The organism is Nocardioides sp. Root240, from assembly GCF_001428825.1.
In the GTDB taxonomy this organism is placed as follows: domain Bacteria; phylum Actinomycetota; class Actinomycetes; order Propionibacteriales; family Nocardioidaceae; genus Nocardioides.
Genome location: NZ_LMIT01000013.1, coordinates 575755 through 600168 on the forward strand (window position 1 = coordinate 575755; position 24414 = coordinate 600168).

21 protein-coding genes are annotated in these 24414 nt (G+C 70.9%); 13 read left to right on the forward strand and 8 right to left on the reverse strand.

Annotated features, from left to right (window positions below; all coding sequences use genetic code 11):
- Nucleotides 1-112 precede the first annotated feature (112 nt).
- On the forward strand, nt 113-622 hold the full coding sequence (locus tag ASE20_RS20150) for an RNA polymerase sigma factor (protein ID WP_082612639.1): 510 nt from the start codon (nt 113-115) through the stop codon (nt 620-622).
- On the forward strand, nt 615-2123 hold the full coding sequence (locus ASE20_RS20155; RefSeq protein WP_056896319.1) for a hypothetical protein: 1509 nt from the start codon (nt 615-617) through the stop codon (nt 2121-2123). The genes ASE20_RS20150 and ASE20_RS20155 overlap by 8 nt, the downstream gene beginning before the upstream one ends.
- A 64-nt stretch (nt 2124-2187) precedes the next feature.
- Here ASE20_RS20155 and sucD read toward each other — a convergent pair whose 3' ends face one another.
- The gene (gene sucD, locus ASE20_RS20160; protein ID WP_056896320.1) at nt 2188-3084 is read right to left on the reverse strand and encodes a succinate--CoA ligase subunit alpha; all 897 of its coding nucleotides are present in this window, start codon (nt 3082-3084) and stop codon (nt 2188-2190) included.
- Between the two features lie 18 nt (nt 3085-3102).
- A complete protein-coding gene (gene sucC / locus ASE20_RS20165) occupies nt 3103-4269 on the reverse strand; it encodes an ADP-forming succinate--CoA ligase subunit beta (RefSeq protein ID WP_056896321.1) in 1167 nt (388 codons plus the stop codon).
- 337 nt (nt 4270-4606) lie between these two features.
- Here sucC and ASE20_RS25340 point away from each other — a divergent pair, with 337 nt between their 5' ends.
- Nucleotides 4607-5680, forward strand: a complete 1074-nt coding sequence (locus ASE20_RS25340; protein WP_200952880.1) for a M23 family metallopeptidase — start codon at nt 4607-4609, stop codon at nt 5678-5680.
- Between the two features lie 11 nt (nt 5681-5691).
- On the opposite strand, the gene pcrA is transcribed toward ASE20_RS25340, so the two are convergent.
- The 5 genes from pcrA to ASE20_RS20195 are packed head-to-tail and all read right to left on the reverse strand — an operon-like array spanning nt 5692 to nt 11354.
- Entirely contained in the window at nt 5692-8139 is a 2448-nt protein-coding gene (pcrA, locus tag ASE20_RS20175) for a DNA helicase PcrA (RefSeq protein ID WP_056896323.1), read from the reverse strand.
- Between the two features lie 47 nt (nt 8140-8186).
- The gene (locus ASE20_RS20180; protein ID WP_056896324.1) at nt 8187-8546 is read right to left on the reverse strand and encodes a hypothetical protein; all 360 of its coding nucleotides are present in this window, start codon (nt 8544-8546) and stop codon (nt 8187-8189) included.
- Between the two features lie 30 nt (nt 8547-8576).
- Complete coding sequence (locus ASE20_RS20185; RefSeq protein ID WP_225869255.1) at nt 8577-9437, reverse strand: M15 family metallopeptidase; 861 nt, start codon at nt 9435-9437, stop codon at nt 8577-8579.
- Nucleotides 9410-10069: a LuxR C-terminal-related transcriptional regulator gene (locus ASE20_RS20190; RefSeq protein WP_056896325.1), complete on the reverse strand. Its 660-nt coding sequence runs from the start codon at nt 10067-10069 to the stop codon at nt 9410-9412. Before ASE20_RS20190 ends, ASE20_RS20185 begins: the two co-directional genes overlap by 28 nt.
- A complete protein-coding gene (locus ASE20_RS20195) occupies nt 10062-11354 on the reverse strand; it encodes an ATP-binding protein (protein ID WP_056896326.1) in 1293 nt (430 codons plus the stop codon). The genes ASE20_RS20190 and ASE20_RS20195 overlap by 8 nt, the downstream gene beginning before the upstream one ends.
- 143 nt (nt 11355-11497) lie before the next feature.
- Here ASE20_RS20195 and ASE20_RS20200 point away from each other — a divergent pair, with 143 nt between their 5' ends.
- Genes ASE20_RS20200 through ASE20_RS20220 form a run of 5 tightly spaced genes read left to right on the forward strand, consistent with a single transcriptional unit; the run spans nt 11498 to nt 15075 of the window.
- Nucleotides 11498-12679, forward strand: coding sequence for a PspC domain-containing protein (locus ASE20_RS20200; protein ID WP_056896327.1), 1182 nt, complete (start codon nt 11498-11500; stop codon nt 12677-12679).
- Nucleotides 12676-12966 carry a hypothetical protein gene (locus ASE20_RS25700; protein WP_056896328.1) on the forward strand — a complete coding sequence of 97 codons (291 nt, stop codon included), beginning with the start codon at nt 12676-12678 and terminating at the stop codon, nt 12964-12966. Before ASE20_RS20200 ends, ASE20_RS25700 begins: the two co-directional genes overlap by 4 nt.
- Nucleotides 12957-13505 carry a YbaK/EbsC family protein gene (locus ASE20_RS20210; RefSeq protein ID WP_056896329.1) on the forward strand — a complete coding sequence of 183 codons (549 nt, stop codon included), beginning with the start codon at nt 12957-12959 and terminating at the stop codon, nt 13503-13505. Before ASE20_RS25700 ends, ASE20_RS20210 begins: the two co-directional genes overlap by 10 nt.
- A gap of 48 nt (nt 13506-13553) precedes the next feature.
- Complete coding sequence (locus ASE20_RS20215; RefSeq protein WP_225869256.1) at nt 13554-14084, forward strand: SigE family RNA polymerase sigma factor; 531 nt, start codon at nt 13554-13556, stop codon at nt 14082-14084.
- Nucleotides 14077-15075, forward strand: a complete 999-nt coding sequence (locus ASE20_RS20220) for a hypothetical protein (RefSeq protein WP_056896330.1) — start codon at nt 14077-14079, stop codon at nt 15073-15075. Before ASE20_RS20215 ends, ASE20_RS20220 begins: the two co-directional genes overlap by 8 nt.
- Before the next feature lie 6 nt (nt 15076-15081).
- On the opposite strand, the gene npdG is transcribed toward ASE20_RS20220, so the two are convergent.
- Nucleotides 15082-15777 carry an NADPH-dependent F420 reductase gene (npdG, locus tag ASE20_RS20225; protein ID WP_056896331.1) on the reverse strand — a complete coding sequence of 232 codons (696 nt, stop codon included), beginning with the start codon at nt 15775-15777 and terminating at the stop codon, nt 15082-15084.
- A gap of 156 nt (nt 15778-15933) precedes the next feature.
- Between npdG and ASE20_RS20230 the strand changes: the two genes are divergently transcribed.
- The 5 genes from ASE20_RS20230 to ASE20_RS20250 all read left to right on the forward strand — a co-directional run bounded on the left by ASE20_RS20230 (nt 15934) and on the right by ASE20_RS20250 (nt 24364).
- Nucleotides 15934-16971 carry an LLM class F420-dependent oxidoreductase gene (locus ASE20_RS20230; protein WP_056896332.1) on the forward strand — a complete coding sequence of 346 codons (1038 nt, stop codon included), beginning with the start codon at nt 15934-15936 and terminating at the stop codon, nt 16969-16971.
- The gene (locus ASE20_RS20235; RefSeq protein WP_056896426.1) at nt 16971-18119 is read left to right on the forward strand and encodes an acyl-CoA dehydrogenase family protein; all 1149 of its coding nucleotides are present in this window, start codon (nt 16971-16973) and stop codon (nt 18117-18119) included. Before ASE20_RS20230 ends, ASE20_RS20235 begins: the two co-directional genes overlap by 1 nt.
- Before the next feature lie 166 nt (nt 18120-18285).
- Nucleotides 18286-20421 carry an MMPL family transporter gene (locus ASE20_RS20240; protein WP_056896333.1) on the forward strand — a complete coding sequence of 712 codons (2136 nt, stop codon included), beginning with the start codon at nt 18286-18288 and terminating at the stop codon, nt 20419-20421.
- Nucleotides 20422-20532: 111 nt separating this feature from the next.
- Entirely contained in the window at nt 20533-23079 is a 2547-nt protein-coding gene (locus ASE20_RS20245) for a bifunctional FO biosynthesis protein CofGH (RefSeq protein WP_056896334.1), read from the forward strand.
- 202 nt (nt 23080-23281) lie between these two features.
- Nucleotides 23282-24364, forward strand: a complete 1083-nt coding sequence (locus ASE20_RS20250) for a sugar ABC transporter substrate-binding protein (RefSeq protein WP_225869257.1) — start codon at nt 23282-23284, stop codon at nt 24362-24364.
- Nucleotides 24365-24414 lie beyond the last annotated feature (50 nt).

Sequence of the window (24414 nt, forward strand, 5' to 3'; positions counted from 1 at the left end):
CGCGAACCGGTAGGAATTTCCTCCAGGTCCGTGCAACCGGGTCCGGGTCCCGGGCGTATCCCTCCTGACAGCCCCGGACGGGGCACCGGATCGGTCCGAGAGGAGGGTCGGCGTGGAAGCCAGTGAGTTCGACGAGTTCTACACCGCGTCGTTCCGCAGGGTGACCGGCCAGGTCTACGCGATGATCGGTGACTTCGAGGAAGCCACCGAGTGCACCCAGGAGGCGTTCGCACGCGCCTGGGCCCACCGTCGCAAGCTGGACAAGGCCGAGTACCCGGAGGCGTGGGTCCGCACCACGGCGTACCGCCTCGCGGTCAGCCGTTGGCGGCGGCGCAAGCGCGGTGAGCGCTCCCCCGACCGCGCCCTCCAGGGCGCCGGGGCGGTCGCCGCCGTGGACGAGTCGCACGTCGCGCTGGTCGCGGCGCTGCGCCAGCTCCCCGAGGCCCAGCGCCAGGCGCTGGTCCTCCACCACATCGCCGACCTCCCCGTGCAGCAGGTCGCTGCCGAGGTCGGCGTACCCGAAGGAACGATCAAGGCCCGGCTCAGCCGCGGCCGTGCCGCGCTCGCCGAGCTCCTGGCCGACGAGACCGGCCTTGCTGGAGGAGGGGTGACCCATGCCTGAGCACCACGACCCGATCGACGAGCTGACCCGTTTCGGGGCAGGGTTCGGCTCCGCCACTCCCGGAGGCGACATGCCCCTCAGTGCATCCGACGTCCGACGCCGCGGCGACCAGATCCGCCGCCGCCGTACCGCCCTGGTGGCGGGGGGCGCCGCGCTCGCCGTCGCCGCCGTCGCGGTCCCCGTGTTCGCGGTGATCGGCAACGGCAACCCGCGTGCCGACCGCGACAACGTCGCGGTGGAGACGCCCGTGCTCGCCCAGGGCGACCTGCTCCGCGACGCCGACACCCAGTACGAGATCGGCCGGCTCGGTGCCTTCCGCACCACGGAGACGTTCGAGGGCGACGGCCAGGCCGTCTACCTGCCGTGCCAGCAGGCGAGCCAGAGCTCGCTCGGCGCCACGAACAGCTTCACCCGGACCTGGACCTACCTGCCCGACCACCAGCCCGGCGACACCCTGGAGCCGGACATCACGAACGACGACCTCACCCAGATGGTCGCCGACTTCGAGACCGAGGAAGCCGCGCGGGCCGCCTACGACCAGTTCGCCGAGTGGATCGTCGACTGCGACGGACACCTGCCGGGGGCCGACGAGGTGCACGTCTCCCCGCAGGGCCGCACGGTCGAGGTGAAGGACGCCGACGCGGTGATCTACGACCTCAACTGGGGTCCGGTGCCGAAGAACCTCGACCCGACCGGCGACTTCGCCTACATCAGCGAGACCGGCCTGCTCCTCGAGGGGACCCGGATCTCGGTGCTCTCGGTGAAGATCGTGGGGATGGACTACAACTGGCTCGACGAGGACGGTGGATCTCCGGTCAAGCGGATGCTCCCCACCGTCGCCGAGCGGCTGGCACCCGGCGCCCTGAAGGACGAGCCGAGCGCGCCGACCACGACCGAGCCGGCCGAGGACACCACGACCACCGACCCCGGGACGACCGACCCCGTCATCTCCGACGACTTCCCGATCTTCGAGGGCTGGCCCGAGGATGCCGGCGACGGGGACGGCCGGGTCGGACCGGAGCGGACCGACGAGGCGCTCGGTCTCGAGGCCTGTGGCGTGACGGCGGACGACCCGCTCTACACGGACAGGATCACCGCCCGCTACGACAACGCCGAGGACTACCGCAGCCGCACTCTGACCACCTACGCCAGCCCCGACGAGGCCGTCGCCGCGGTCGAGGCGATCCGCAAGGTGTACGCCGAGTGCCCCGTCGGCCCGGTCCGCGACGACGGGTTCACCCCGAACTGGGCCGTCAAGGACACCCAGGTCGGCGGCCAGTCCTTCGCCGTCCTCGGCTGGGACGAGCTGGACGGCGCGGCGACGCCCTACGGCGACGTGACCCTCGTGGTCCGGCTGGGCAGCTCGGTGCTCGTGGTCGTCCACGCCGGCGAGGGTGGCGCCCCCGGCGGCGGCGACGACCAGCGAGCGGTCGACCAGATCGTCCAGGAGTCCGGAGCCGTCGTCTCGGCGATGTGCACGTTCACGGCCGCCGGCTGCTGAACCGCAACCGACGACGAAGGCCCGCCACCGTGGGGTGGCGGGCCTTCGTGCGGTGCTCAGTGCGTCAGAGCGACTGCAGGATCTCCCGCGCGAGGGCCGCGGTCGCGGACGGCGTCTTGCCGACCTTGACGCCGACGGCCTCGAGGGCCTCCTGCTTGGCGGCCGCGGTGCCGGCGGAGCCCGAGACGATGGCGCCGGCGTGGCCCATGGTCTTGCCCTCCGGGGCGGTGAAGCCCGCGACGTAGCCGACGACCGGCTTGGTGATGTTGTCCTTGATGTACGCCGCGGCACGCTCCTCCGCGTCGCCACCGATCTCACCGATCATGACGATGAGCTTGGTCTCCGGGTCGTCCTCGAAGGCCTGGAGGGCGTCGATGTGCGTGGTGCCGACGATCGGGTCGCCGCCGATGCCGATGGCGGTCGAGAAGCCGAAGTCACGCAGCTCGTACATCATCTGGTAGGTCAGCGTGCCCGACTTGGACACGAGACCGACCGGGCCCTTGCCCGCGATGGTGTGCGGCGTGATGCCGGCGAGCGACTCGCCCGGCGTGATGATGCCGGGACAGTTCGGGCCGATCATCCGGGTGGACTTGCCCTGCAGGTAGGACCACACCTCGGCGGTGTCCTGGACCGGGACGCCCTCAGTGATGACGACGATCAGCGGCATCTCGGCGTCGATGGCCTCGATGGCGGCGTCCTTGGTGAAGGCCGGCGGGACGAAGAGCACGGACACGTCGGCGCCCGTCTCCTTCATGGCCTCGGCGACCGTGCCGAAGACGGGGAGCTCGACGTCGTTGCCGTCGTGGTCCTTGTGGGTCACCGTGGTGCCGGCCTTGCGCGAGTTCACGCCACCGACGATCTGGGCGCCCGAGTCGAGCATGAGGGCGGTGTGCTTGGCACCCATGCCGCCCGTGATGCCCTGGACGATGATCTTGCTGTCCTTGTTGAGGTAGATGCTCATCTTCTTCTGCTCTCTATCTCAGGCGTTCGCCAGCTCGGCGGCCTTGTCGGCCGCGCCGTCCATGGTGTCGACCTGCGTCACGAGCGGGTGGTTCAGCTCGTTCAGGATCGCGCGGCCGGCCTCGACGGCGTTGCCGTCGAGACGGACGACCAGCGGCTTGGTCGCCTTGTCACCGAGGAGCTCGAGGGCGCCCTTGATGCCGTTGGCGACCTCGTCGCACGCGGTGATGCCACCGAAGACGTTCACGAAGACCGACTTGACCTGCTCGTCGTTCAGGATGACGTCGAGGCCGTTGGCCATGACCTGGGCGTTGGCGCCACCGCCGATGTCCAGGAAGTTGGCCGGCTTCACGCCGCCGTGGTTCTCGCCGGCGTACGCGACGACGTCGAGGGTGCTCATGACCAGACCCGCGCCGTTGCCGATGATGCCGACCTGGCCGTCGAGCTTGACGTAGTTGAGACCGAGGTCCTTGGCCTTCGCCTCGAGCGGGTCGGCCTCCTCGCGGATCTCGAACTGCGCGTGGTCGGGGTGGCGGACCTCGGAGGCGTTCTCGTCGAGCGAGACCTTGCCGTCGAGTGCCTCGAGCTTGTCGCCGGCGAGCCGCGCGAGCGGGTTCACCTCGACGAGCGTGGCGTCCTCCTCGACGAAGACCTTGTAGAGGTTCTCGATCATGGTGACGGCCTGCTCGAAGACGGGCTCCGGGAAGCCGGCCTCGGTGGCGATCTCGCGCGCCTTGGCGGCGTCGACGCCCTTGCCCGGGTCGATCGCGATCTTCTTGACGGCGTCGGGGTTGGTCTTCGCGACCTCCTCGATCTCGACACCACCCTCGACGGACGCGATGCAGAGGTACTGGCGGTTCGACCGGTCCAGCAGGAAGGAGAAGTAGTACTCCTCCTCCGGCGGGGTGGCCGGCGTGACGAGGACCCGGTTGACCGGGAGGTCCTTGATCGTCAGGTTCAGGATGTCCGTGGCGTACTGGAAGGCCTCGTCAGGGGTCTTCGCGAGCTTCACACCGCCGGCCTTGCCGCGGCCGCCGGCCTTGACCTGCGCCTTGATGACGGTCACGCCACCGATCTTCTCGGCGGCGGCCTTCGCCTCCTCGGCGGTCTCGACGACCACACCGATGGTGGTGGTCACACCGTGCTTCGCGAAGAGCTCCTTCGCTTGGTACTCCATCAGGTCCACTGAAACGTCCTCACATCTGGGTCAGAGGGTTGGTGCGCACCGTGGCACACCCCCGGGCACCCTAGTCCTGACCCGCGAGTAGGACGAGTCCGTGAGACGCGACGTGACACGGCTCACGAGCCGCGCACTGCTTCGCACGGCCTCACGACCCCCGCGCTGGTGCTCCACAGGTCGGGCCGGAGGATTTCGGAGCGAGGTTGCTATCGGATATGGTCGGCACGCATGTTTCACCCGGCTGTCACCGTGCAGCCACCTCTCTTCCGAGCCAATCGGGCGCCTCGGGTGGGTGTGGGTCGAAACCGGCCTGCACGATCGTCCCCCAAGGAGTCAGCAGTCGATGGGTAGCCACCGAGCGGATCACCGCGCGCCGCAACCCGCGCCTGCCTCCACGGAGTCCGGGAGCGCGTACGTCGGCAAGCGGGCCGCTCGTCGCCCCGTCGACACCGAGCAGCCGAGCACCTACGTCGGCAAGCGGGTCGCCCGCCCGGCCGAGCCGGTCGCGCCGGTCGTCCCTGCTTCGCCAGTAGTGCCGGTGGCCATCGGCCTGGACCGGGCGCCCACGGTCGAGCTCCCCGCGCTGCGCGACATCCCGCTCTTCGACCCGCTGGTCGACTCCTCGACGTCCCAGCTGCGCGCCATCCAGCCCGCCGGCAAGCGTCGCGCCGTACGCCATGCCGGCAGCCGCGGCCCCCTCTTCAAGGGCCTGCCCACGCTTCCCGTCGCCGTCGGCGTCGCGACCCTCGCGGTCGCGGTCGGCGGCGCTGTCGTCTCCGCCGACCCCCAGCTGGCCGCCAACGCCGACCGGGTCACCGCCTCCAACGCGATGACCGGCTCCTTCGGCAACGGCTCGGTCTCCGACCGGGTCGAGACGCTGAGCCGCGACTCCGACCGCGACGCCCTCCAGCAGGGCGGCGGTGACCTGAAGGACGCGGTCACCAAGATGGACGCGGAGCGCAACTCGGCCCTCGACAGCCTCGCCAAGGCCGCCGAGAAGGAAGCCGCCGAGATCGCGCTGAACCGCTGGACCCTGCCGCTGAAGAGCTACCGCCTCACCGCGACGTTCGGCGAGTACGGCCTCTGGTCGAGCTACCACACCGGCCTCGACTTCGCCGCCCCCGTCGGCACCCCGATCTACGCCGTCACCAACGGCACCGTCACCTCCGCGCAGTTCGACGGCGCCTACGGCAACAAGACCGTCCTCACCCTCGACGACGGCACCGAGCTCTGGTTCTGCCACCAGACCGCGTTCAACGTCTCCCCCGGCGACAAGGTCCGCACCGGTCAGCTGATCGGCTACGTCGGCGCCACCGGCCACGTCACCGGTCCCCACATGCACCTCGAGGTGCGCCCGGGCGGCGGCGACCCGGTCGACCCCGACGCTGCCCTGCGGCAGCACGGCGTCACGCCGTAACGCGCGACCGCCTAGAGCTTCTCCACCGGCGCGTACCTCAGCAGCAGCCTCTTCACCCCGTCGGACCCGAAGTCGATCGACGCGACGGACTTGTCCCCGGCACCCTCGACGGACACCACGGAGCCGAGCCCGAACGAGTCGTGGGTGACCTTGTCGCCGGGCGCGAGGACCGGGATGGCCCGGGACGGCTTGGACTTCGAGGCGGCGTCGGCGCGGGCGGCGGCGGAGCTGAAGTTGCGGCGGCCGGCGGCGGTGGGGGCGCCGAGGCGGTTGCCGGAGGGGCCGCTGTCGTCGTAGCGGCCGGCGGAGCCGTAGGCGGGGCGGGACCAGCGCGTCTGGTCGGCCTCGGTACGACGCCAGTCGACCAGGTCGATGGGGAGCTCGGTGAGGAAGCGGGAGCCCGGGTTGTGGGCGGGGGCACCCCAGGCCGAGCGGACGACGGCGCGTGAGACGTAGAGCCGCTGGCGGGCGCGGGTGATGCCGACGTAGGCCAGGCGTCGCTCCTCCTCCAGCTCGGGCCGGTCGCCGAGGGCACGCGAGTGCGGGAAGACGCCGTCCTCCATGCCGGTGAGGAAGACGACGGGGAACTCGAGGCCCTTGGCGGTGTGCAGGGTCATCAGGGTGACCACGCCGTTGTCGGCGGGGGCGTCCGGGTCGTCCGGATCGGGGGCGTCGGGGATCTGGTCGCTGTCCGCGACGAGGGCGACCCGCTCGAGGAAGTCGGAGAGGCCGGGCTCGACGGTGCCGGCGTCGACGTCAGCGGGGTCGGCGGACGGCCCGGCGACGGGGTCCTCGGCGAACTCCCGGGCGACGGCGACGAGCTCGCCGAGGTTCTCGATCCGCGTCTCGTCCTGCGGGTCGTCGGACTGCTCCAGGCTGACGAGGTAGCCGGAGCGATCGAGGGCGGTCTCGAGGATCACGTCGGGGCGCTCGCCGGCGGCGACCATCTGCTGGAGGTCCTGGACCATCGCGACGAAGGACTCGATGTTCGTCTGGCTGCGGGTGGCCAGGCCGGGGGCGTCGCCGGCGCGCTGCAGCGCCTCCCAGAAGGTGATCCGCTCGCGCTCGGCGAACAGGTTCACCGCCAGCACGGCGCGGTCGCCGATGCCGCGCTTGGGGGTGTTGAGGATCCGGCGCAGCGAGACCTGGTCGTCGGGGTTGACCAGCATGCGGAGGTAGGCGAGGGCGTCACGGATCTCGCGCCGCTCGTAGAAGCGCACCCCGCCGACGACCTTGTAGGGCATGCCCGTGCGGATGAAGATCTCCTCGAACACGCGCGACTGCGCGTTGGTCCGGTAGAAGACCGCGACGTCGGAGGGCTTGAGGTCACCGGCGTCGGTGAGCTTGTCGATCTCGCCGGAGACGAAGCGGGCCTCGTCGTGCTCGTCGTCGGCGACGTACCCGACGATCTTCTCGCCGTCGCCGGCGTCGGACCACAGGCGCTTGGGCTTGCGGCTCTCGTTGCGCTCGATGACCGCGTTGGCGGCGCTGAGGATGGTCTGCGTGGAGCGGTAGTTCTGCTCGAGCAGGACGGTCCGCGCGTCGGGGAAGTCCTTCTCGAAGTCCATGATGTTGCGGATGTCGGCGCCGCGGAAGGCGTAGATCGACTGGTCGGCGTCGCCGACGACCATCAGCTCGGCGGGCGGCACCCGGTCGGCAGGTACGCCGTCGAGCGTGGTCGGGTCGTGCTCCTCGAGGTCCTGCCCGGACAGCTGGTGGATGAGGGCGTACTGCGCGTGGTTGGTGTCCTGGTACTCGTCGACCAGCAGGTGACGGAACCGGCGCCGGTAGGTCTCGCGGATCTCCGGCTTCAGCTGGAACAGCCGCACCGTCTCCATGATCAGGTCGTCGAAGTCGAAGGCGTTCGCCTCGCGCAGCCGCCGCTGGTAGGCCTTGTAGGCCGCGGCGTAGGTCTGGTCGATGCTGTTGCGGGCCTCGGCGGCCACCTCGTCGGGATCGCGCAGCTCGTTCTTCTGGTTGCTGATCCAGTGCAGCACCGGGCCGGGCTGGTAGCGCCGCGGGTCGAGTTCGAGGTCGTTGCAGACCAGGCTGATCAGCCGCTTCTGGTCCTGGGCGTCGTAGATCGAGAAGTTCGACTTCAGCCGCTCGTAGCCGAGGTGCTCGACCTCCTTGCGCAGGATCCGCACGCACGCGGAGTGGAAGGTGCTGACCCACATGATCCGGGCGCGGTTGCCCACCAGGTCGGCGACCCGCTCCTTCATCTCGGCCGCGGCCTTGTTGGTGAAGGTGATCGCCAGGATCGAGCCCGGGTGGGCCTTGCGGACCGCGATCAGCCAGGCGATGCGGCGGGTGAGCACCCGCGTCTTGCCGGAGCCCGCGCCGGCGACGACGAGGAGCGGCGAGCCCTCGTGCTTCACCGCCTCGCGCTGGGGGTCGTTGAGGCCCTCGAGGAGGGTCTCGGCGGTCAGGGCGGACGGCGCGGCGGAGGTCTCAGACATGCTTCCGCCAGCCTACGGCGCCCCACCGACGCCGTACGAGCCGAGGCTCAGCTGCTGTGGACGGGCGACCACAGGACCGCGATGCAGACCTCCGCGATCGCGAGCACGAGCAGCCCGGCCCACAGGCCGTTGGGGATCTTCGCCTTGCGCATGTTGGCCATGACGAGCACCAGCAGGACGAGCCCGATCGTGAGCTTCACGCCGACCTTGGCGTGGTTGACCGGGTCGTCGCCGCCCTCGAGGACGCCGACCAGCAGCAGGCCCGCGAGGAAGGCGGTGCCGACGCCGTCGCGCATCACGCCGGTGACCTTCTTGTCACCGGGGCCGACCTGCGCCAGGAGGCCGCCGATCAGTGCCGAGAACCCGAGGATGTGGGCGATGAGCAGGATCAGGCGCAGGGTCTCCATGGCCGAACTCTATGCGGTACGACGGGCGGATCAGCGCCCGGTCGCGCTGAAGTGCTGGTAGTCCTTCAGCGAGCTCCACGAGCCGCCCCAGGTCCACCCGATCCGCGTGAAGGCCCTGACGACGACGTCGCCGGGATGGATGATCCCGGGCTGCGTGCGGGTCCGGTCGAGGTACGCCGACGCGCGCTCGGGCAGCACCAGGTCGCCCTTGCTGTACGGGTTGAGGAAGGGGTTCACGTCGACCGCGAGGCCGTAGGCGTGCGCCGACCACGACGTCTGGCCGCGGGCCGCGCGGCACACCAGCCCGGCCGTGTTGTTGCCGTCGCCGGTGGGCGGCGCCTCGAGGTCCGCCGTCGTGGGGAGCCGCATCTCCTCGATCGGGTACGACGCCCGGAACAGCGTGCGGAACACCGACACCACGTTGTCCGCCTGGTCGGCGGCGACCACCAGCTCGCCGGTGTGCACGCCGCCGTCGAAGCCCCGGAAGGTCAGGTTCAGGTAGGCCAGGTAGGCCAGCGCGACCGGGCACGCGGGCGACCAGGTCGCCCCCATGCGCGTGCGGATCGCGGGCGTCACGGCCCCGACCGTCGCGTGGAACCGCCCGTCCGCGGGCGGGGGCAGCAGGTCCGTGGTGCGGAAGCGCCGCACGCGCAGCGCCTTCGGCGTCGGCAGGACCTCGCCGAAGCCGTCGGCGGTGCGGGGCAGCGCGTGGACACCCAGCTCCCAGGCGGAGTACCGCGGACCCGGGTCCGCGGGCGCGCTCGAGCTCGGCGTACCCGCCGTCGTCGGCGCGGGGGCCGGCTCGGGCGTGTCCGAGCAGCCCGCGAGCAGCACCGCCGCGGCAACGGCCGCGGCGAGCGCCCTCACAGCAGCCGCCGGTCCGATGCCCACCGGGTCAGCTCGTGGCGCGAGGACAGCTGGAGCTTGCGCAGCACCGACGACATGTGGGTCTCGACCGTCTTGATCGAGATGAACAGCTCCTTGGCGACCTCCTTGTAGGAGTAGCCGCGGGCGATCAGCCGCATCACCTCACGCTCGCGCTCGGTGAGCCGGTCGAGGTCCTCGTCGACGCTGGCCAGGTCGGCGGAGAGACCGGCGCCGGCGAAGGCGTCGAGCACGAAGCCGGCCAGCCGCGGGGAGAACACCGCGTCACCGTCGGCCACGCGGCCGATGGCGTCGACCAGCTCGGGGCCGGTGATCGTCTTGGTGACGTAGCCCCGGGCGCCGCCGCGGATGGTGCCGATGACGTCCTCGGCGGCGTCGGAGACCGACAGCGCGAGGAAGCGGACCTCGGGGTCGTTGACCCGCCGGATCACCTCCACGCCTCCGCCACCCGGCAGGTGCACGTCGAGCAGCACGACGGACGGCCGGTGGGTCGTCACGGCCGCCACCGCCTCGTCGACGTCGGCAGCCTCGGCCACCACCTCGACGCGTCCCGCGCCGGTCGTGGCGAGCTCGGCGCTGACGCCGCGACGGAACATGGCGTGGTCGTCGACGACCACCACGCGCACCGGGTCACTCATCGGACTCCTTCGATCGTCGGTCCAGGTGCAGCCGGACCTCTGTGCCCTCACCCGGCGCCGAGCGGATCTCGGCCCGGCCGCCGTGCCGTTCCATGCGGTCGATGATGCTGCGTCGTACGCCGAGCCGGTCCTCCGGGGTGGCGGCCGGGTCGAAGCCGGCTCCGCGGTCGCGGACGAAGACGTCGACACCCGTCGGCGTGATCTCGGCGTACACGTCGACGCGGGGTACGCCGGCGTGCTTGGCCGCGTTGGTCGTCGCCTCCCGTGCCGCGAGCACGACCGGGCGCAGGTGCTCGTCGTAGTCGCAGTCACCGACGGCGACCACGTCGACGGTGATGCCGTAGGCGTCCTCGATCTCGGCGGCGGCCGCCCGCAGCGCGCTCGCCACCGTGGCCTCGTCGAGGGACTCGCCGGCGTACAGCCACGCCCGCAGGTCGCGCTCCTGGGCACGGGCGAGGCGGGCGGCGTCGGCCGGGTTCTTCTGGATGAGGGCGAGGGTCTGCAGGACGGAGTCGTGCAGGTGGGCGGCCACGTCGGCGCGCTCCTGGGTGCGCACCCGCTCCTCGCGCTCCTGGCCGAGCTCGGTCATCAGGCGGTAGACGAAGGGACCGGCCACGATGCCGATGCCGCCGACGGCGAGAACCACCGCGAGGGTCGCGTCACGGGCCACCGACAGCGAGCCGTCGCGCAGCGTGAAGAGCACCATCGCGATCACGACGAGACCGAGGCCGACGGCGATCCGCGCCCACGCCGCCCAGCCGCCACCGCCGAGCACGACCCGGACCGGGTCGACCTTGCCGGTCGCGTCGAGCCACCGCTCGCGCTGCGCCTCGTCGGCCTGGCGCCACAGCAGCGCGACACCGGCGACGGCGATCGCGAGCGGCCAGACCCACCAGCCGGTGCCGAGCACCGCACCGGTCGCGAAGACCGCGCCGACGCCCAGCGCGGACAGCGTGATGACCGGGCCGACGTCGGAGAGCCGGCGGCCGCGACGCCCGGGGCGGCGGCCGTCACGGCTCGCGCTCTCCAGTCCGGGCGCGAGCATCGACGGCGGGGGTCCGGCCGGGAGCATGGCCCACAGCACGGCGTACGCCGCCACGCCCGAGCCGCCGACGAAGGTCGCGACGACGAAGGCCACCCGCACCCAGAGCACCGGGACCGCCAGGTGCTCGGCCAGTCCGGCCGCGACGCCGCCCAGCACCGGGTTGCGCAGGTCGCGCCACGCACGGCGCACGTCCCGGGCTGCGGAGGCAGCCGGGGGCGCGGGGGCAGCGGTCGTGGTCATGGTGCATCCATCGTCACACAGCGGTCCGTGCGGGAGCAGGGGTAAGAACCCTGACCGGACCCTGAGCCGGACCCGGGGTGGATGCGGCAGGATCAGGGCACTCCCCGATGGTTTCGTCCCGTCCCGACGTTCAGGCTTGGCACATGAGTTCACCGCACGACACCGAGACCGGGAGCGAGCCCGGCCCCACCGGCCCCCGCGTGACCCGCGACGAGGTCCGCGACCTCGGCCGCCTGCGCCGCAGCCGGACCGACCGCAAGGTCTCCGGCGTCGCCGGCGGCATCGCCCGCCACCTCGACATCGACCCCCTGCTGGTGCGGGTCGCGTTCGTGATCCTCACCTTCTTCGGTGGCGGCGGCCTCATCCTGTACGGCGTCGCGTGGGTCCTCGTCCCCGAGGAGGACACCGGCGACACGGTCATCCGCACCGAGGAGGGCGTCCGCACGGCGGCGCTGATCATCGCGGGCGTGCTCGCGGTCGCGTCGGTCATCGGCGACTCCGTCGGCGGCATGGACTTCCCCTGGCCCCTGATGGTCGTCGGCCTGGTCCTGCTCGTCGTGTTCGGCAGCAAGCAGGCGAAGGAGAACCGCGCCGGCCACCTCGGTGGGCCCGCCGTGCCACCACCTCCGCCGGGCGCCGCCGACCCGACGTACGAGGGCTACCGGCCCTGGGTGCCGCCCACCCCGGCCCCGCCGTGGCGGAACGTCGACCCCCGCAAGCGCGGCCCGATCCTGTTCCCGTTCGCCCTCGCGCTGGCCGTCCTGGCCCTCGGCGTGGTCGGCACGATGGACCTCGCGGGAGTCGACGTCGCCGTGTCGGCGTACCCGGCGACGGTGCTGGGCGTGGTCGGCGTGATGCTCCTGGTCGGCGCCTTCTACGGCCGCGCCGGCGGCCTGATCCTCGTCGGCCTGCTGGCCGCAATGGCCACCGCGGGGACCTCGGTGGTCGGCAACCACCACATCGGGCAGATCGCCCCGACCATCGACACGGCCGACGAGCTGAAGGGCAGCTACGAGCTCGGCGTCGGCGAGATCGTCATCGACCTGACCGACCTGCCCGAGAGCGAGCTCGAGGCGCTCGACGACAGGAAGCTCGAGCTCGACGCCCGGATCGGCCACATCCGCGTGGTCGTCCCCGACGACGGCCTCAAGGTGGACGTCGACGCGCAGATCACGGCCGGCGAGGTCGTGCTCTTCGACCAGAAGTCGGACAGCGCCGACAAGGCGACACACGAGACCGACGACCCCACCGACCCGACCCTCACCATCGAGGCCGACATGGTCCTCGGCCAGGTCGAGGTCCTGACCGAGAAGGAAGCGGCATGAGCACCCACGAGCAGGACGCCACCGGGCGTCGCACCGGATGGCACCCCGTCAACACCGGCCACCTGGTGATGGGCGTCGCCTTCGTCGGCCTGGTCGTGGTGTGGGCGCTGGTCACCGGCGACGTGGTCGAGATCGAGCACCACGGCTGGATGATGGGCCTGCCGTGGCTCGCCGCCGGCGCCGTCGGACTGGTCGCCACCGTGCTGCGCGGGGCGCGCCACCACGACCACCCCGACCACCCCGACCACCCCGACCACCGCTCGGGCACCATGCACGGGTGGCAGTAGAACTCCCCCGGCTCCCCCGCCTGACCTCCCTCCCAGCGCTCGACCACCCCGAGCTCGTCGCGCCCCCGGTCGCGGCCGCCCTGGCCTCCTGGCCGGGGGCGGCGGGCGTCGCCGTGGTCGAGATCGACCCGGAGCTCGCCGACACGGCCGCGATGAGCGCGGCCTACGACGTACCGATGGAGGCCGGCGCCAACTGCGTCCTCGTCGCGGGCAGGCGCGAGGGCGACGAGCGGATCGCGGCCTGCCTGGTCCGCGCCGACACCCGCGCCGACGTCAACCACACGGTCAAGCGGCTGCTCGACGTACGCAAGCCGTCCTTCCTCCCGCTCGAGCGGGCCGTCGCCGAGTCGGCGATGGAGTACGGCGGCATCACCCCGGTCGGTCTCCCCGAGGGCTGGCGACTGCTGGTCGACGCGCGGGTCGCGGACATCGACGTCGCGGTCATCGGGTCGGGCCTGCGACGCTCGAAGCTGCTGGTCCCCGGCAGACTGCTCGCACAGCTCCCGCGCGCCGAGGTCGTGGAAGGCCTCGCCGGCTGACAACCTTTCGCCACCCCTCACCGCTTTGGACAGGTGAGAGGAGTGCCGATGGAGCGAACGGTGGTGGACGCGATGCCGCTCGAGGCCGTGCCGGACGACGGGTTCGACGGCTTCGTCGCTGCCCGCGGCGACGCCCTCTGGCGCTCGGCATGGCTGCTGACGGCCGACCGGCACGGCGCCGAGGACCTGGTCCAGACCGCGCTGGCGAAGTCGTGGCGGGCCTGGGAACGGGTCGGCCCCGACGGCTTCGAGGCCTACGTCCGCCGCGTCATGTACACCACCTACGTCTCCTGGTGGCGGCGCAAGTGGCGCGGTGAGCGACCGACGGAGCACCTGCCCGAGCAGGCCGCCGCGGCCGAGGACCGGGACACGCGCAACGACCTGGTCGCCGCCCTCGACCGGCTGCCCCGAGGGCAGCGGGCCGTGGTCGTGCTCCGGTACTTCGAGGACCTGACCGAACAGCAGACGGCGGCGGTCCTCGGGATCGGCGTCGGCACCGTGAAGAGCCAGTGCTCGCGGGCACTGACCGCCCTGCGCTCCTCTCCCCACCTGCGACGAGAGGAGTCCAGCGATGACTGACGAGAACTGGCTGCGCGACGGACTGGCCGACGCCGTCCCCACGCCGCCCGCCTCCCCCGACCGGGCCGACGGTGCCCGGGCGATGGCGCGTCGCGCCCGTCGTACGACGGCCGTGGTGATCGGCGGCGCGGCGGCCTCCGTGCTGGCGGTGGCCGGCGTGGTCGCGGTCGTGAGCGGCGGCGAGGGCTCACCGCACGACGCCGACGACGTGGTCGCCGCGTCGCCGTACGACGCCCCGGCCTGCCCGGCCTCCCCGGTCGACGCCCGGACCCAGGTCGGTCCCGACCACGTGCCCGACGGCGCGAGCTCGGTGCGCCTGTGCGCCGGCAACGGCAACCCGATCGAGGTGCCCGTCGACGCCCTGGTCACCGGCGTCGACGAGGTCGCCGAGGCGGTGAACGGGTTGCCGACGGCGGCCGCCGACCAAGGCTGCACGATGGAGCTCGGTCCCGGCTACCAGCTGGTCTTCGCCTACTCCGACGGCCCGCCGGTGGTCGCGTCCGGCGACCTCTACGGATGCCGGCCCGTCGTCGTCCACGGCGTCGAGCGCACCGGGGCGGACGTGCCGTGGCAGCGCTTCATCGACCTGCTGCGCGCCCAGCGCGAACGACTCCGCCCCCAGGCACCGGACGCGTCGCGGATCGACTGCGCGGCCCAGCCCGCCTCCCCCACGCTCGGCCGGGCACAGGACCTCGCCGTGGCCGCGGTGTGCGTCGGCGACGGCACACCGGCGACGGTCACGGACGACGAGCTCGACCTGCTGCTGGGCGACATGGCCGCGCACACCACGAAGAACGCGGGCTACGTCGACTGCGCGTCGTCGCCGCCGTTCCCCCGCATCGTCGGGCTCACGACGTGGGGGGACCGGGTCGAGATCCGGTCGGACTGCGGCGACAGCTGGTTCTCGGTCGACGACGCCACCAACAGCATCTGGCAGCCGAGCCCCGCGGCTGCTCCGATCATCGAGCGGCTGGTCGCGGACGCCCGGTGAGCTTGCTCAGTGGTCGAGGCCGGTGACCCGGATGCCGGAGTGGATCTTGTACTTCCGGTTGATCGAGATCAGCACCGCCGTGAAGGGCTCCAGGACGCGAGCGAGGCGGAGCTTGCCGCCGTCCACACCCGGACGACCGGTGACGGAGGCGGCGAGGTCGATCGCGACCTGCTTGCCCTCGACCGAGTCACCCACCACGATCACGTCCTCGTCGAGGAACTCGTCCTCGCTCCACAGGCCGATCGCGGAGACGTTGTGGAACGCGCCGACGACGGTGGCCTCGGGAGCCAGCTCGGCAGCGGACTCGGCGGCCGAGCCCTCACCGCCGTTGATCACCTGACCGTGCGCGCCGCGCTTGTCGAAGGCGAGCGGGTTGACGCACGAGATGACGGTCTTGCCGGCCAGGTCGGCCGCCAGGGAGGCGACCAGCTCGTCGTGGCCGTCGTACGGCACGGCGAGCAGCACCACGTCGGCCGCGGCGATCGCGTCGGCGTTGGCGGCACCGCGGGCAGTCCCGGCGCCCTCGACGGAGGTCAGGCGCTCGGTCACCTCCGCGGCCACGGCCTCGGCCTTCTCGGCGGCGCGGGAGCCCAGGACGATGTCGTGGCCGTGGCGCGCGAAGCGGTAGCCCAGGCCCTTGCCCTGCGGGCCGGTGCCACCGATCACGGCGACGGTGTGGCGGGGAGAGGTCTCAGAAGTCACGCTTCCTCCTATCACGGCGGCGCGTGGCCGCTCCGGCGACGGTCTCGTAGAGGGAGACCGTAGACATTGTGACAGTATTACTGTCACAGTTGTACTGGCGGGGTCGCCCCGCGCCCCTCACCGTCGAGTTCGGCGTCCGCGCCGGAAGGGATTTCCATGAAGCTCTCGATGCCCCTCGTCTACGCGGGCAACCCGCGCGAGTCGGCCGACCAGGTCGCCGCGCTGGAGAAGGCCGGCCTGGACACCATCTGGGTGGCCGAGCCGTACGGCTTCGACGCGCCGACCCTGATGGGCTACCTCGCCGCCAAGACGGAGACCGTCGAGATCGGCGCCGGCATCCTCAACGTCTACTCGCGCACCCCGGGCGCCCTGCTGCAGACCGCGGCCGGCCTCGACAACGTCTCCGGCGGCCGCGCGGTGCTGGGCCTGGGCGCGTCCGGTCCGCAGGTCATCGAGGGCTTCCACGGCCTGCCGTACGACCGACCGCTGACCCGCACCCGCGAGGTCATCGAGGTGCTGCGCGCCGGCCTGCGCGGCGAGCGCCTCGACTACCAGGGCAGGACCGTCCAGGTCCCGCTGCCCGAGGGCCAGGGCCTCGGCCTCGGCAAGCCGCTCAAGCTGCTCAACAAGCCCGAGCGCGCCGACCTGCCGATCTGGGTCGCGGCGCTCGGCGACAAGAACGTCGCGATGACCGCCGAGGTCGCCGACGGCTGGCTGCCCTTCCTGTACTACCCCGAGAAGGCCAAGGACGTCTGGGGCGAGCCGCTCGCCCGCGGCGCCGCGAAGCGCTCCGCCGACCTCAAGCCGCTCGAGATCTGCGCCGGCGGCATGGTCGCCATCGGCGAGGGCCCCGAGACCAAGGCCCTGCTCGACTTCATGCGCCCGCTCTACGCCCTGTACGTCGGCGGCATGGGCGCGCGCGACAAGAACTTCTACAACCAGCTCGCCTGCGAGTACGGGTTCGAGAAGGAGGCCAAGGAGATCCAGGACCTCTACCTCTCCGGCAAGAAGAAGGAGGCCGAGGCACTGGTCCCCCTCGAGTGGCTCGAGGCCGGCAACCTGGTCGGCCCGGCGTCGTACGTCCAGGAGCGGATCGCCGCCTTCAAGGAGTCCGGCGTCACGAACCTCTCCGTCTCCCCCGCGTCGGACGACCCGGCCGCGACCATCGCACAGATCAAGGAATGGGTGAGCTGATGCCCGAGCGTCCCAGCATCTACGAGACCGAGCACGAGGACTTCCGCCAGACCGTGCGCGCCTTCATGGAGCGCGAGGTCAAGCCCTTCCACGAGCAGTGGGAGAAGGACGGCGTCGTCAGCCGCGAGGTGTGGCGCAAGGCCGGCGAGGCCGGCATCCTCAGCTTCGAGGTGCCCGAGGAGTACGGCGGCCTCGGGATCAAGGACTTCCGCTACAACATGGTCGTCGCCGAGGAGTGCGCGCGGGCCGGGGCCAGCGGCCCAGGCTTCGCCGTCCACACCGACATCATCGTCCCCTACATCGTCGCCATCGGGAACGACGAGCAGAAGGCGCGCTGGCTGCCGGGCACCGTCAGCGGCGAGACCATCACCGCCATCGCGATGACCGAGCCCGGCGCGGGCTCCGACCTCCAGGGCATCCGCACCACCGCCGTCGACAAGGGCGACCACTACGTCCTCAACGGCTCGAAGACGTTCATCAGCAACGGCATCCTGTCGGACCTGGTGATCGTCGTCGCGCGCACCAACCCCGAGGCGGGCGCGCACGGCATCAGCCTGCTCGTCGTCGAGGAGGGCATGGAGGGCTTCACCCGCGGCCGCAACCTCGAGAAGCTCGGCCTCAAGGCGCAGGACACCGCGGAGCTGAGCTTCGACAATGTCATCGTCCCCAAGACCAACCTGCTCGGCGAGGAGGGCCAGGGCTTCGTCTACCTGATGCAGAACCTGCCCCAGGAGCGGGTCTCCATCGCCTGCATCGCCATCGCCGCGATCGAGCACACCCTCGACCTCACGCTCGACTACGTGAAGACCCGTGAGGCCTTCGGCAAGCCGATCGGCAAGCTGCAGAACACGCGCTTCACCCTGGCCGAGATGGCGACCGAGGCGTACGTCGCCCGTACCTTCGTCAACCACTGCGTCGAGCAGCTCAACAAGGGCGAGGTCGACACGGCGCTGGCGTCGATGGCGAAGTGGTGGACCACCGAGCTGCAGAAGAAGATCGTGGACCAGGGCGTGCAGATGCACGGTGGCTACGGCTACATGATGGAGTACCCCATCGCGAAGGCCTACGCGGACACCCGGATCCAGACGATCTACGGCGGCACGACGGAGATCCAGAAGGAGATCATCGGCCGGTTCCTCGGCCTCTGACCCCTCCCGCACGACGAACGACGGCCCCGGATGTCGAGATCCGGGGCCGTCGTTCGTCCTGTGTGTGGAAGAAGTTCCCGTCGGCCGATGATTCCGGGGTGATCTCAGGGTCACCTCCGGAGAAATCCCGATGCCGTTGTCGGTTCCCACTGGAAGAGTTCCCACCATGCACCGTCAGATAGCCGGAAAGCTCACCGGCCCCGTCACCAAGTGGATCGTCCTCGTCGCGGTCATCGTGATCGCCGGCGGACTTGCCTCCTTCGCGGGCAAGCTCATCGACGTCCAGAACAACGAGACCGAGTCCTGGCTGCCCGAGAGCGCCGAGTCGACCAAGGCCTTCCAGAAACTGGAGGCCTTCCAGGACCCCTACGACGTCGGCACGACCGTCGTCTACTACCGCGAGGCCGGACTGACTCCTGGCGACCTCGCGGCCATCGAGGAGGACGCCGCCGAGATCGCGAAGCTCGACGGCGTCTCCGACGTGATCTCGCCCAAGGGCGCTTCGTCCGCGGGCATCCCGACGCCATTCGTCTCCGAAGACGGCCAGGTCGCCAAGCTCGAGTTCACGGTCAACTACGGCGACAAGCTCTGGGAGGAGCTGCCCGACCTCAAGCCCGAGGTCGACAAGATCATCAAGATCGACGGCGTCGAGTCCTACCTCGCCGGCGCGGGCGGCCAGAGCGCCGACGCCGCGACGATCTTCTCCTCCGGCGACGGCAACCTGCTCCTCATCACGCTGGGTGTCGTCATCCTGATCCTGCTGGTGACCTACCGCAGCCCGATCCTCTGGCTGCTCCCGATCCTCAGCGCGGTCGTGGGCCTGGGCGCATCCATGGGCCTGCTCTACTTCCTCGCCAAGAACACCAGCCTCACCGTCAACGGCCAGACGCAGTTCATCCTGACGGTGCTGGTCATCGGCGCCGGCACCGACTACGCCCTGCTGCTCGTGGCGCGCTACCGCGAGGAGCTGAGGCGTCACGAGGACCGGCACGAGGCCATGGCGTTCGCGCTGCACCGCGCCGCCCCGGCCATCCTCGCCAGCGCCGCGACGGTCGTCGTGGGCCTGCTGTGCCTGATGTTCGCCGACCTCAACTCCACCGCAGGGATGGGGCCAGCCAACGCGGTCGGCGTCGCAGTGACCTTCGTGGTCATGGTGACCCTGCTTCCGGCCCTGCTGGTGATCTGCGGGCGCTGGGTCTTCTGGCCCTTCGTCCCGCGCCTCGGCAGCAAGGAGCCCACGGCGTCCGGCCTCTGGGCGCGCGTCGGAAACGCGATCTCGCCGCGACCGCGGATCGTCTGGGTCGGCACCGCCGCCGTCCTCGCCATCTTGTGCCTGGGCTTCCTGCGCCTGGACACCAGCGGCATCCCCAGCGACGAGCAGTACACCCAGGACCAGGACTCCGTCACCGGCCAGACCATCCTGATCGAGCACGGCCTGGTCGACGCCAGCACGCCCATCCAGGTGGTGGCCAACGCCGACAAGGCCGACGCGGTCGTCGCCGCCATGGAGGGCGTCCAGGGCATCGCGGCGCCGGTGAAGGTCGCGGAGAAGGACGGCGTCGCGCTCATCGTCGCCGAGCTCACCAGCGATCCCTACTCCGACAAGGCCTTCGACGCGGTCCATGCCGTGCGGGCAGCCGTGCACGACGTACCGGATGCGGATGCGCTGACCACGGGCATGTCGGCAGTGACCGTCGACATCATGGATGCCTCGTCGAGGGACAACAAGGTGATCATCCCGATCGTCCTGGGCGCGGTGCTGCTGATCCTGATCGGGCTGTTGCGGTCGATCGTGTCGCCGGTCCTGCTGATCGGCACGGTGATCCTGTCCTTCGGCGCCGCGCTCGGCATCTCGGGGCTGGTGTTCGACTTCCTCTACGGGCGCGAGCACACCGATCCAGGTTTCCCGTTGTTCGCCTTCGTGTTCCTCGTGGCGCTGGGCATCGACTACAACATCTTCCTGATGACCCGGGTCCGCGAGGAGGCGGCGATCCATGGCACGCGCAAGGGATCGCTGATCGCCCTGGCCTCCACGGGCGGCGTGATCACCTCGGCCGGGCTGGTGCTGGCCGCGACCTTCGCGATGCTCGGGACGATGCCGATGACCTTCACGCTGCAGCTCGGCACGACGGTCGCGCTCGGGGTCCTGCTCGACACGATCATCGTGCGGTCGGTACTCGTCACGGCGCTCAACCTCGACCTCGGCCGCAAGGTCTGGTGGCCGAGCAAGCTCGACCAGGCAGAGGCATCCACCGAGCAACCCCCGGCCGCCGAGCCGGACAAGGTGCCGGCGGGCGTCTGACCGCCTGACCCCACTGCTCCCACGGACCGGAACTTCCGGTCCGTGGGAGCAGTCCGTTGTCCAGTAGAACCTGTTCTACTTCTGACCCCGACCCGGTACCCTGAAGCAGTCATGACGGATGGTCCCACCCCCCAGCAGGTACGCCGCGCACTCGCGCGCGCGGAGCGCGGTGCTGCGCTCGACGTCGCCGAGGCCGAGGCGTTGCTCGCCGCGACCGGGGAGGAGCTGGACCGCCTGTGCGTGGTCGCGGCGCGGGTCCGCGACGCGGGCCTGGTCGCCGCCGGCCGGCCGGGCGTGGTGACCTACTCCCCCAAGGTGTTCATCCCGATCACCAAGCTGTGCCGGGACCGCTGCCACTACTGCACCTTCGTCGAGACACCGGCCCAGGCGGCACGCGAAGGTCGGGCGCCGTACCTCTCGCCCGACGAGATCCTCGACATCGCCCGCCAGGGCGCCGAGCTCGGGTGCCTCGAGGCGCTGTTCACGTTGGGCGACCGGCCCGAGGACCGGTGGCCCGAGGCGCAGGCCTGGCTCGACGAGCAGGGCTACGACTCCACCCTGGCCTACATCCGCGCGATGGCGATCCGGGTGCTCGAGGAGACCGGGCTGCTGCCCCACCTCAATCCCGGCGTGATGACCTGGGAGGAGCTCAACCGGCTCAAGCCGGTCTCCCCGTCGATGGGGATGATGCTCGAGACCACCTCGACGCGGCTGTTCGAGACCAAGGGCGAGGCTCACCACGGCTCCCCCGACAAGGACCCCGCCGTCCGGCTCCGGGTACTCGAGGACGCCGGACGCCACGGCATCCCGTTCACCACCGGCCTGCTGGTCGGGATCGGCGAGACGCTGACCGAGCGGGCCGAGACGATCTTCGCGCTCCGGGCCACGACCCGCGCGTACGGCGCCGTGCAGGAGGTCATCGTCCAGAACTTCCGCGCCAAGCCAGACACCGCGATGCGCCACGTCGACGACCTCGACCTGGCCGAGTACCGCGCCGCGATCGCGGTCACCCGCATCGTGCTCGGTCCGAAGACCCGGATCCAGGCGCCCCCCAACCTGGTCGACCTCACCGAGTGCAAGGCGCTGCTCGACGCCGGCATCGACGACTGGGGCGGCGTCTCCCCCCTGACCCCGGACCACGTGAACCCCGAACGGCCCTGGCCCTCCCTCGACCGGCTCCGGTCGATCACCGCGTCCTGCGGGTTCGAACTGAAGGCGCGGCTGACCGTGCACCCCGAGTACGTCGTCGGGTCGCTCCAGCGGGGCGAGGCGTGGATCGACCCGCGGCTGCACGCCCACGTGCGGGCCCTCGCGGCCCCCGACGGGCTCGCGGTACCCGAGGTCCGCCCGACCGGCCTGCCGTGGCAGGAGCCCGACCAGGCGCTCGAGTCCGCCGGCCGTACGGACCTGTTCGAGGCGGTCGACACCGAGGGACGTACTGCTGACCGGCGGTCCGACTTCGCGTCGGTCTACGGGGACTGGGACTCCGTGCAGGAGGCCGCCTCTCGCACCGGACTGATCGACGGCGCGCCTGCCGTGCTGCACGCCGAGGGCGGCGACGCGCTCCGCGCGGCGGAGGCCGATCCGGGCAACCTGTCCGACGAGCACGCGCTGACGCTGATGACGGCTTCAGGCGCGCTGCTCGAATCCGTCGTACGACTGGCCGACGACCTGCGCCGCGAGGTGGTCGGCGATCCGGTGACCTACGTCGTCAACCGGAACATCAACTTCACCAACGTCTGCTACGTCGGCTGCCGGTTCTGCGCGTTCGCGCAACGCAAGACCGACGCCGACGCCTACTCCCTGTCCTACGACGAGGTGGCCGATCGCGCCCAGGAGGCCTGGGACCTCGGTGCGACCGAGGTCTGCATGCAGGGTGGCATCGACCCCGAGCTGCCTGCGACCGCGTACTTCGACATCGCCGCCGCCGTGAAGAAGCGCGTGCCCGGCATGCACGTGCACGCCTTCTCCCCCATGGAGGTCGTCAACGGCACCGCCCGCACGGGCCTGTCGATCGAGGACTTCCTGATCAAGGCTCGCGAAGCCGGCCTCGGGTCCCTGCCCGGCACCGCCGCGGAGATCCTCGACGACGAGGTCCGCTGGGTCCTCACCAAGGGCAAGCTCCCCACCTCCACGTGGATCGAGATCGTCTCCACCGCACACCGCGTCGGCCTGCCCACCACCTCGACGATGATGTACGGCCACGTCGACAACCCCCGCCACTGGGTCGGCCACCTCAACGTACTGAAGGGTGTGCAGGACAAGGCCCAGGAGTTCGGCTCCGGTGGATTCACCGAGTTCGTCCCCCTGCCGTTCGTCCACACCAGCGCGCCGATCTACCTCGCCGGCGTCGCCCGCCCCGGCCCGACCCACCGCGACAACCTCGCCGTCCACGCCATGGCCCGGATCCTGCTCCACGGCCGCATCGACAACATCCAGACCTCCTGGGTGAAGCTCGGCGTCGAGGGGACCCGCGCCATGCTCAACGCCGGCGCCAACGACCTCGGCGGCACCCTCATGGAGGAGACCATCTCCCGCATGGCCGGCTCCGAGCACGGCTCCGCCAAGACGGTCGCCGAGCTCGAGGAGATCGGGGCCGGCATCGACCGCCCCGTCCGCGAGCGCACCACGCTCTACGGCGTGCCCGCGCGCGACTGACCCGCGCGGCCGTCGTACCGCCGGCAATTCCGGCGTCCTCGAGACGTTCAGGACCCTTCAGCGACCCCGGAAGCAGAAAATTTCGCCGAAGCCCTTTACGTGACCCTCATCACTCCATATGTTGTTCCAAACAACATATGGCCTGACGAGTAAGGTGCGCGATCCACGCCGCACCGGGCCTGGATCGCGAGGAGGCGGTTGGATGTTGATGCGCAGGAATGCTGCGATCACGGCAGTGGCAGGACTGGGCCTCGCCCTCTCCCTTGCTGCGTGCGGGAGCGACGACTCGGGCAAGGACAGCGGTGACGCCAAGACCGGCAAGATCGGCGTGATCCTTCCTGACACCAAGTCGTCGGTCCGCTGGGAGAGCGCCGACCGCCCCGCCCTCGAGGACGCCTTCAAGGCGGCCGGCGTCGACTACGACATCAAGAACGCCGAGGGCAACGCCGACAACATGACCAAGATCGCCGACGGCATGATCGCCGACGGCGTGACGGTGCTGGCGATCGTCAACCTGGACTCCGAGTCCGGCGCGGCCATCGAGGAGAAGGCCGCCTCGCAGGGCGTCAAGACCATCGACTACGACCGCCTCACGCTCGGCGGCTCGGCTGACTACTACGTCTCGTTCGACAACAACAAGGTCGGCGAGCTGCAGGGCCAGGGTCTCGCGGACTGCCTCGGCGACAAGGCCTCGAACATCATCTACCTGAACGGCTCGCCGACCGACAACAACGCGACGCTCTTCGCCGCGGGTGCGCACAGCGTGCTCGACAAGATCTCGAAGTACAAGGTCGTGGGCGAGCAGGCCGTCCCGGACTGGGACAACGACGAGGCCGTCACGATCTTCGAGCAGCTCTTCACCAAGGCGGGCGGCAAGGTCGACGGCGTGCTCGCGGCCAACGACGGCCTGGGCGGCTCGGCGATCTCGATCCTGGAGAAGAACGGTCTCGCCGGCAAGGTCCCGGTGACCGGCCAGGACGCCACCGTCGAGGGTCTGCAGAACATCCTCGCCGGCACCCAGTGCATGACCATCTACAAGTCGGCCAAGCTCGAGGCCGGCGCCCTCGCCGACGCGGCCATCGCGCTGGCGTCCGGCAAGGAGGCCGAGACCAACGGCACCACGCCGGACTCGACCGACAACAGCGAGGTCCCGAGCATCCTGCTCGACCCGCAGGCGATCACCAAGGACACCGTCAAGGACGTCATCTCCGACGGCGGCCAGTCCAAGGACGACGTGTGCACGGGTGACTTCGCCAAGCTCTGCACGGACGCCGGCGTCTCCTGACCGGAGACGCTGACGAGGGGCGCCCGGGCCCACCGGCCCGGGCGCCCCAC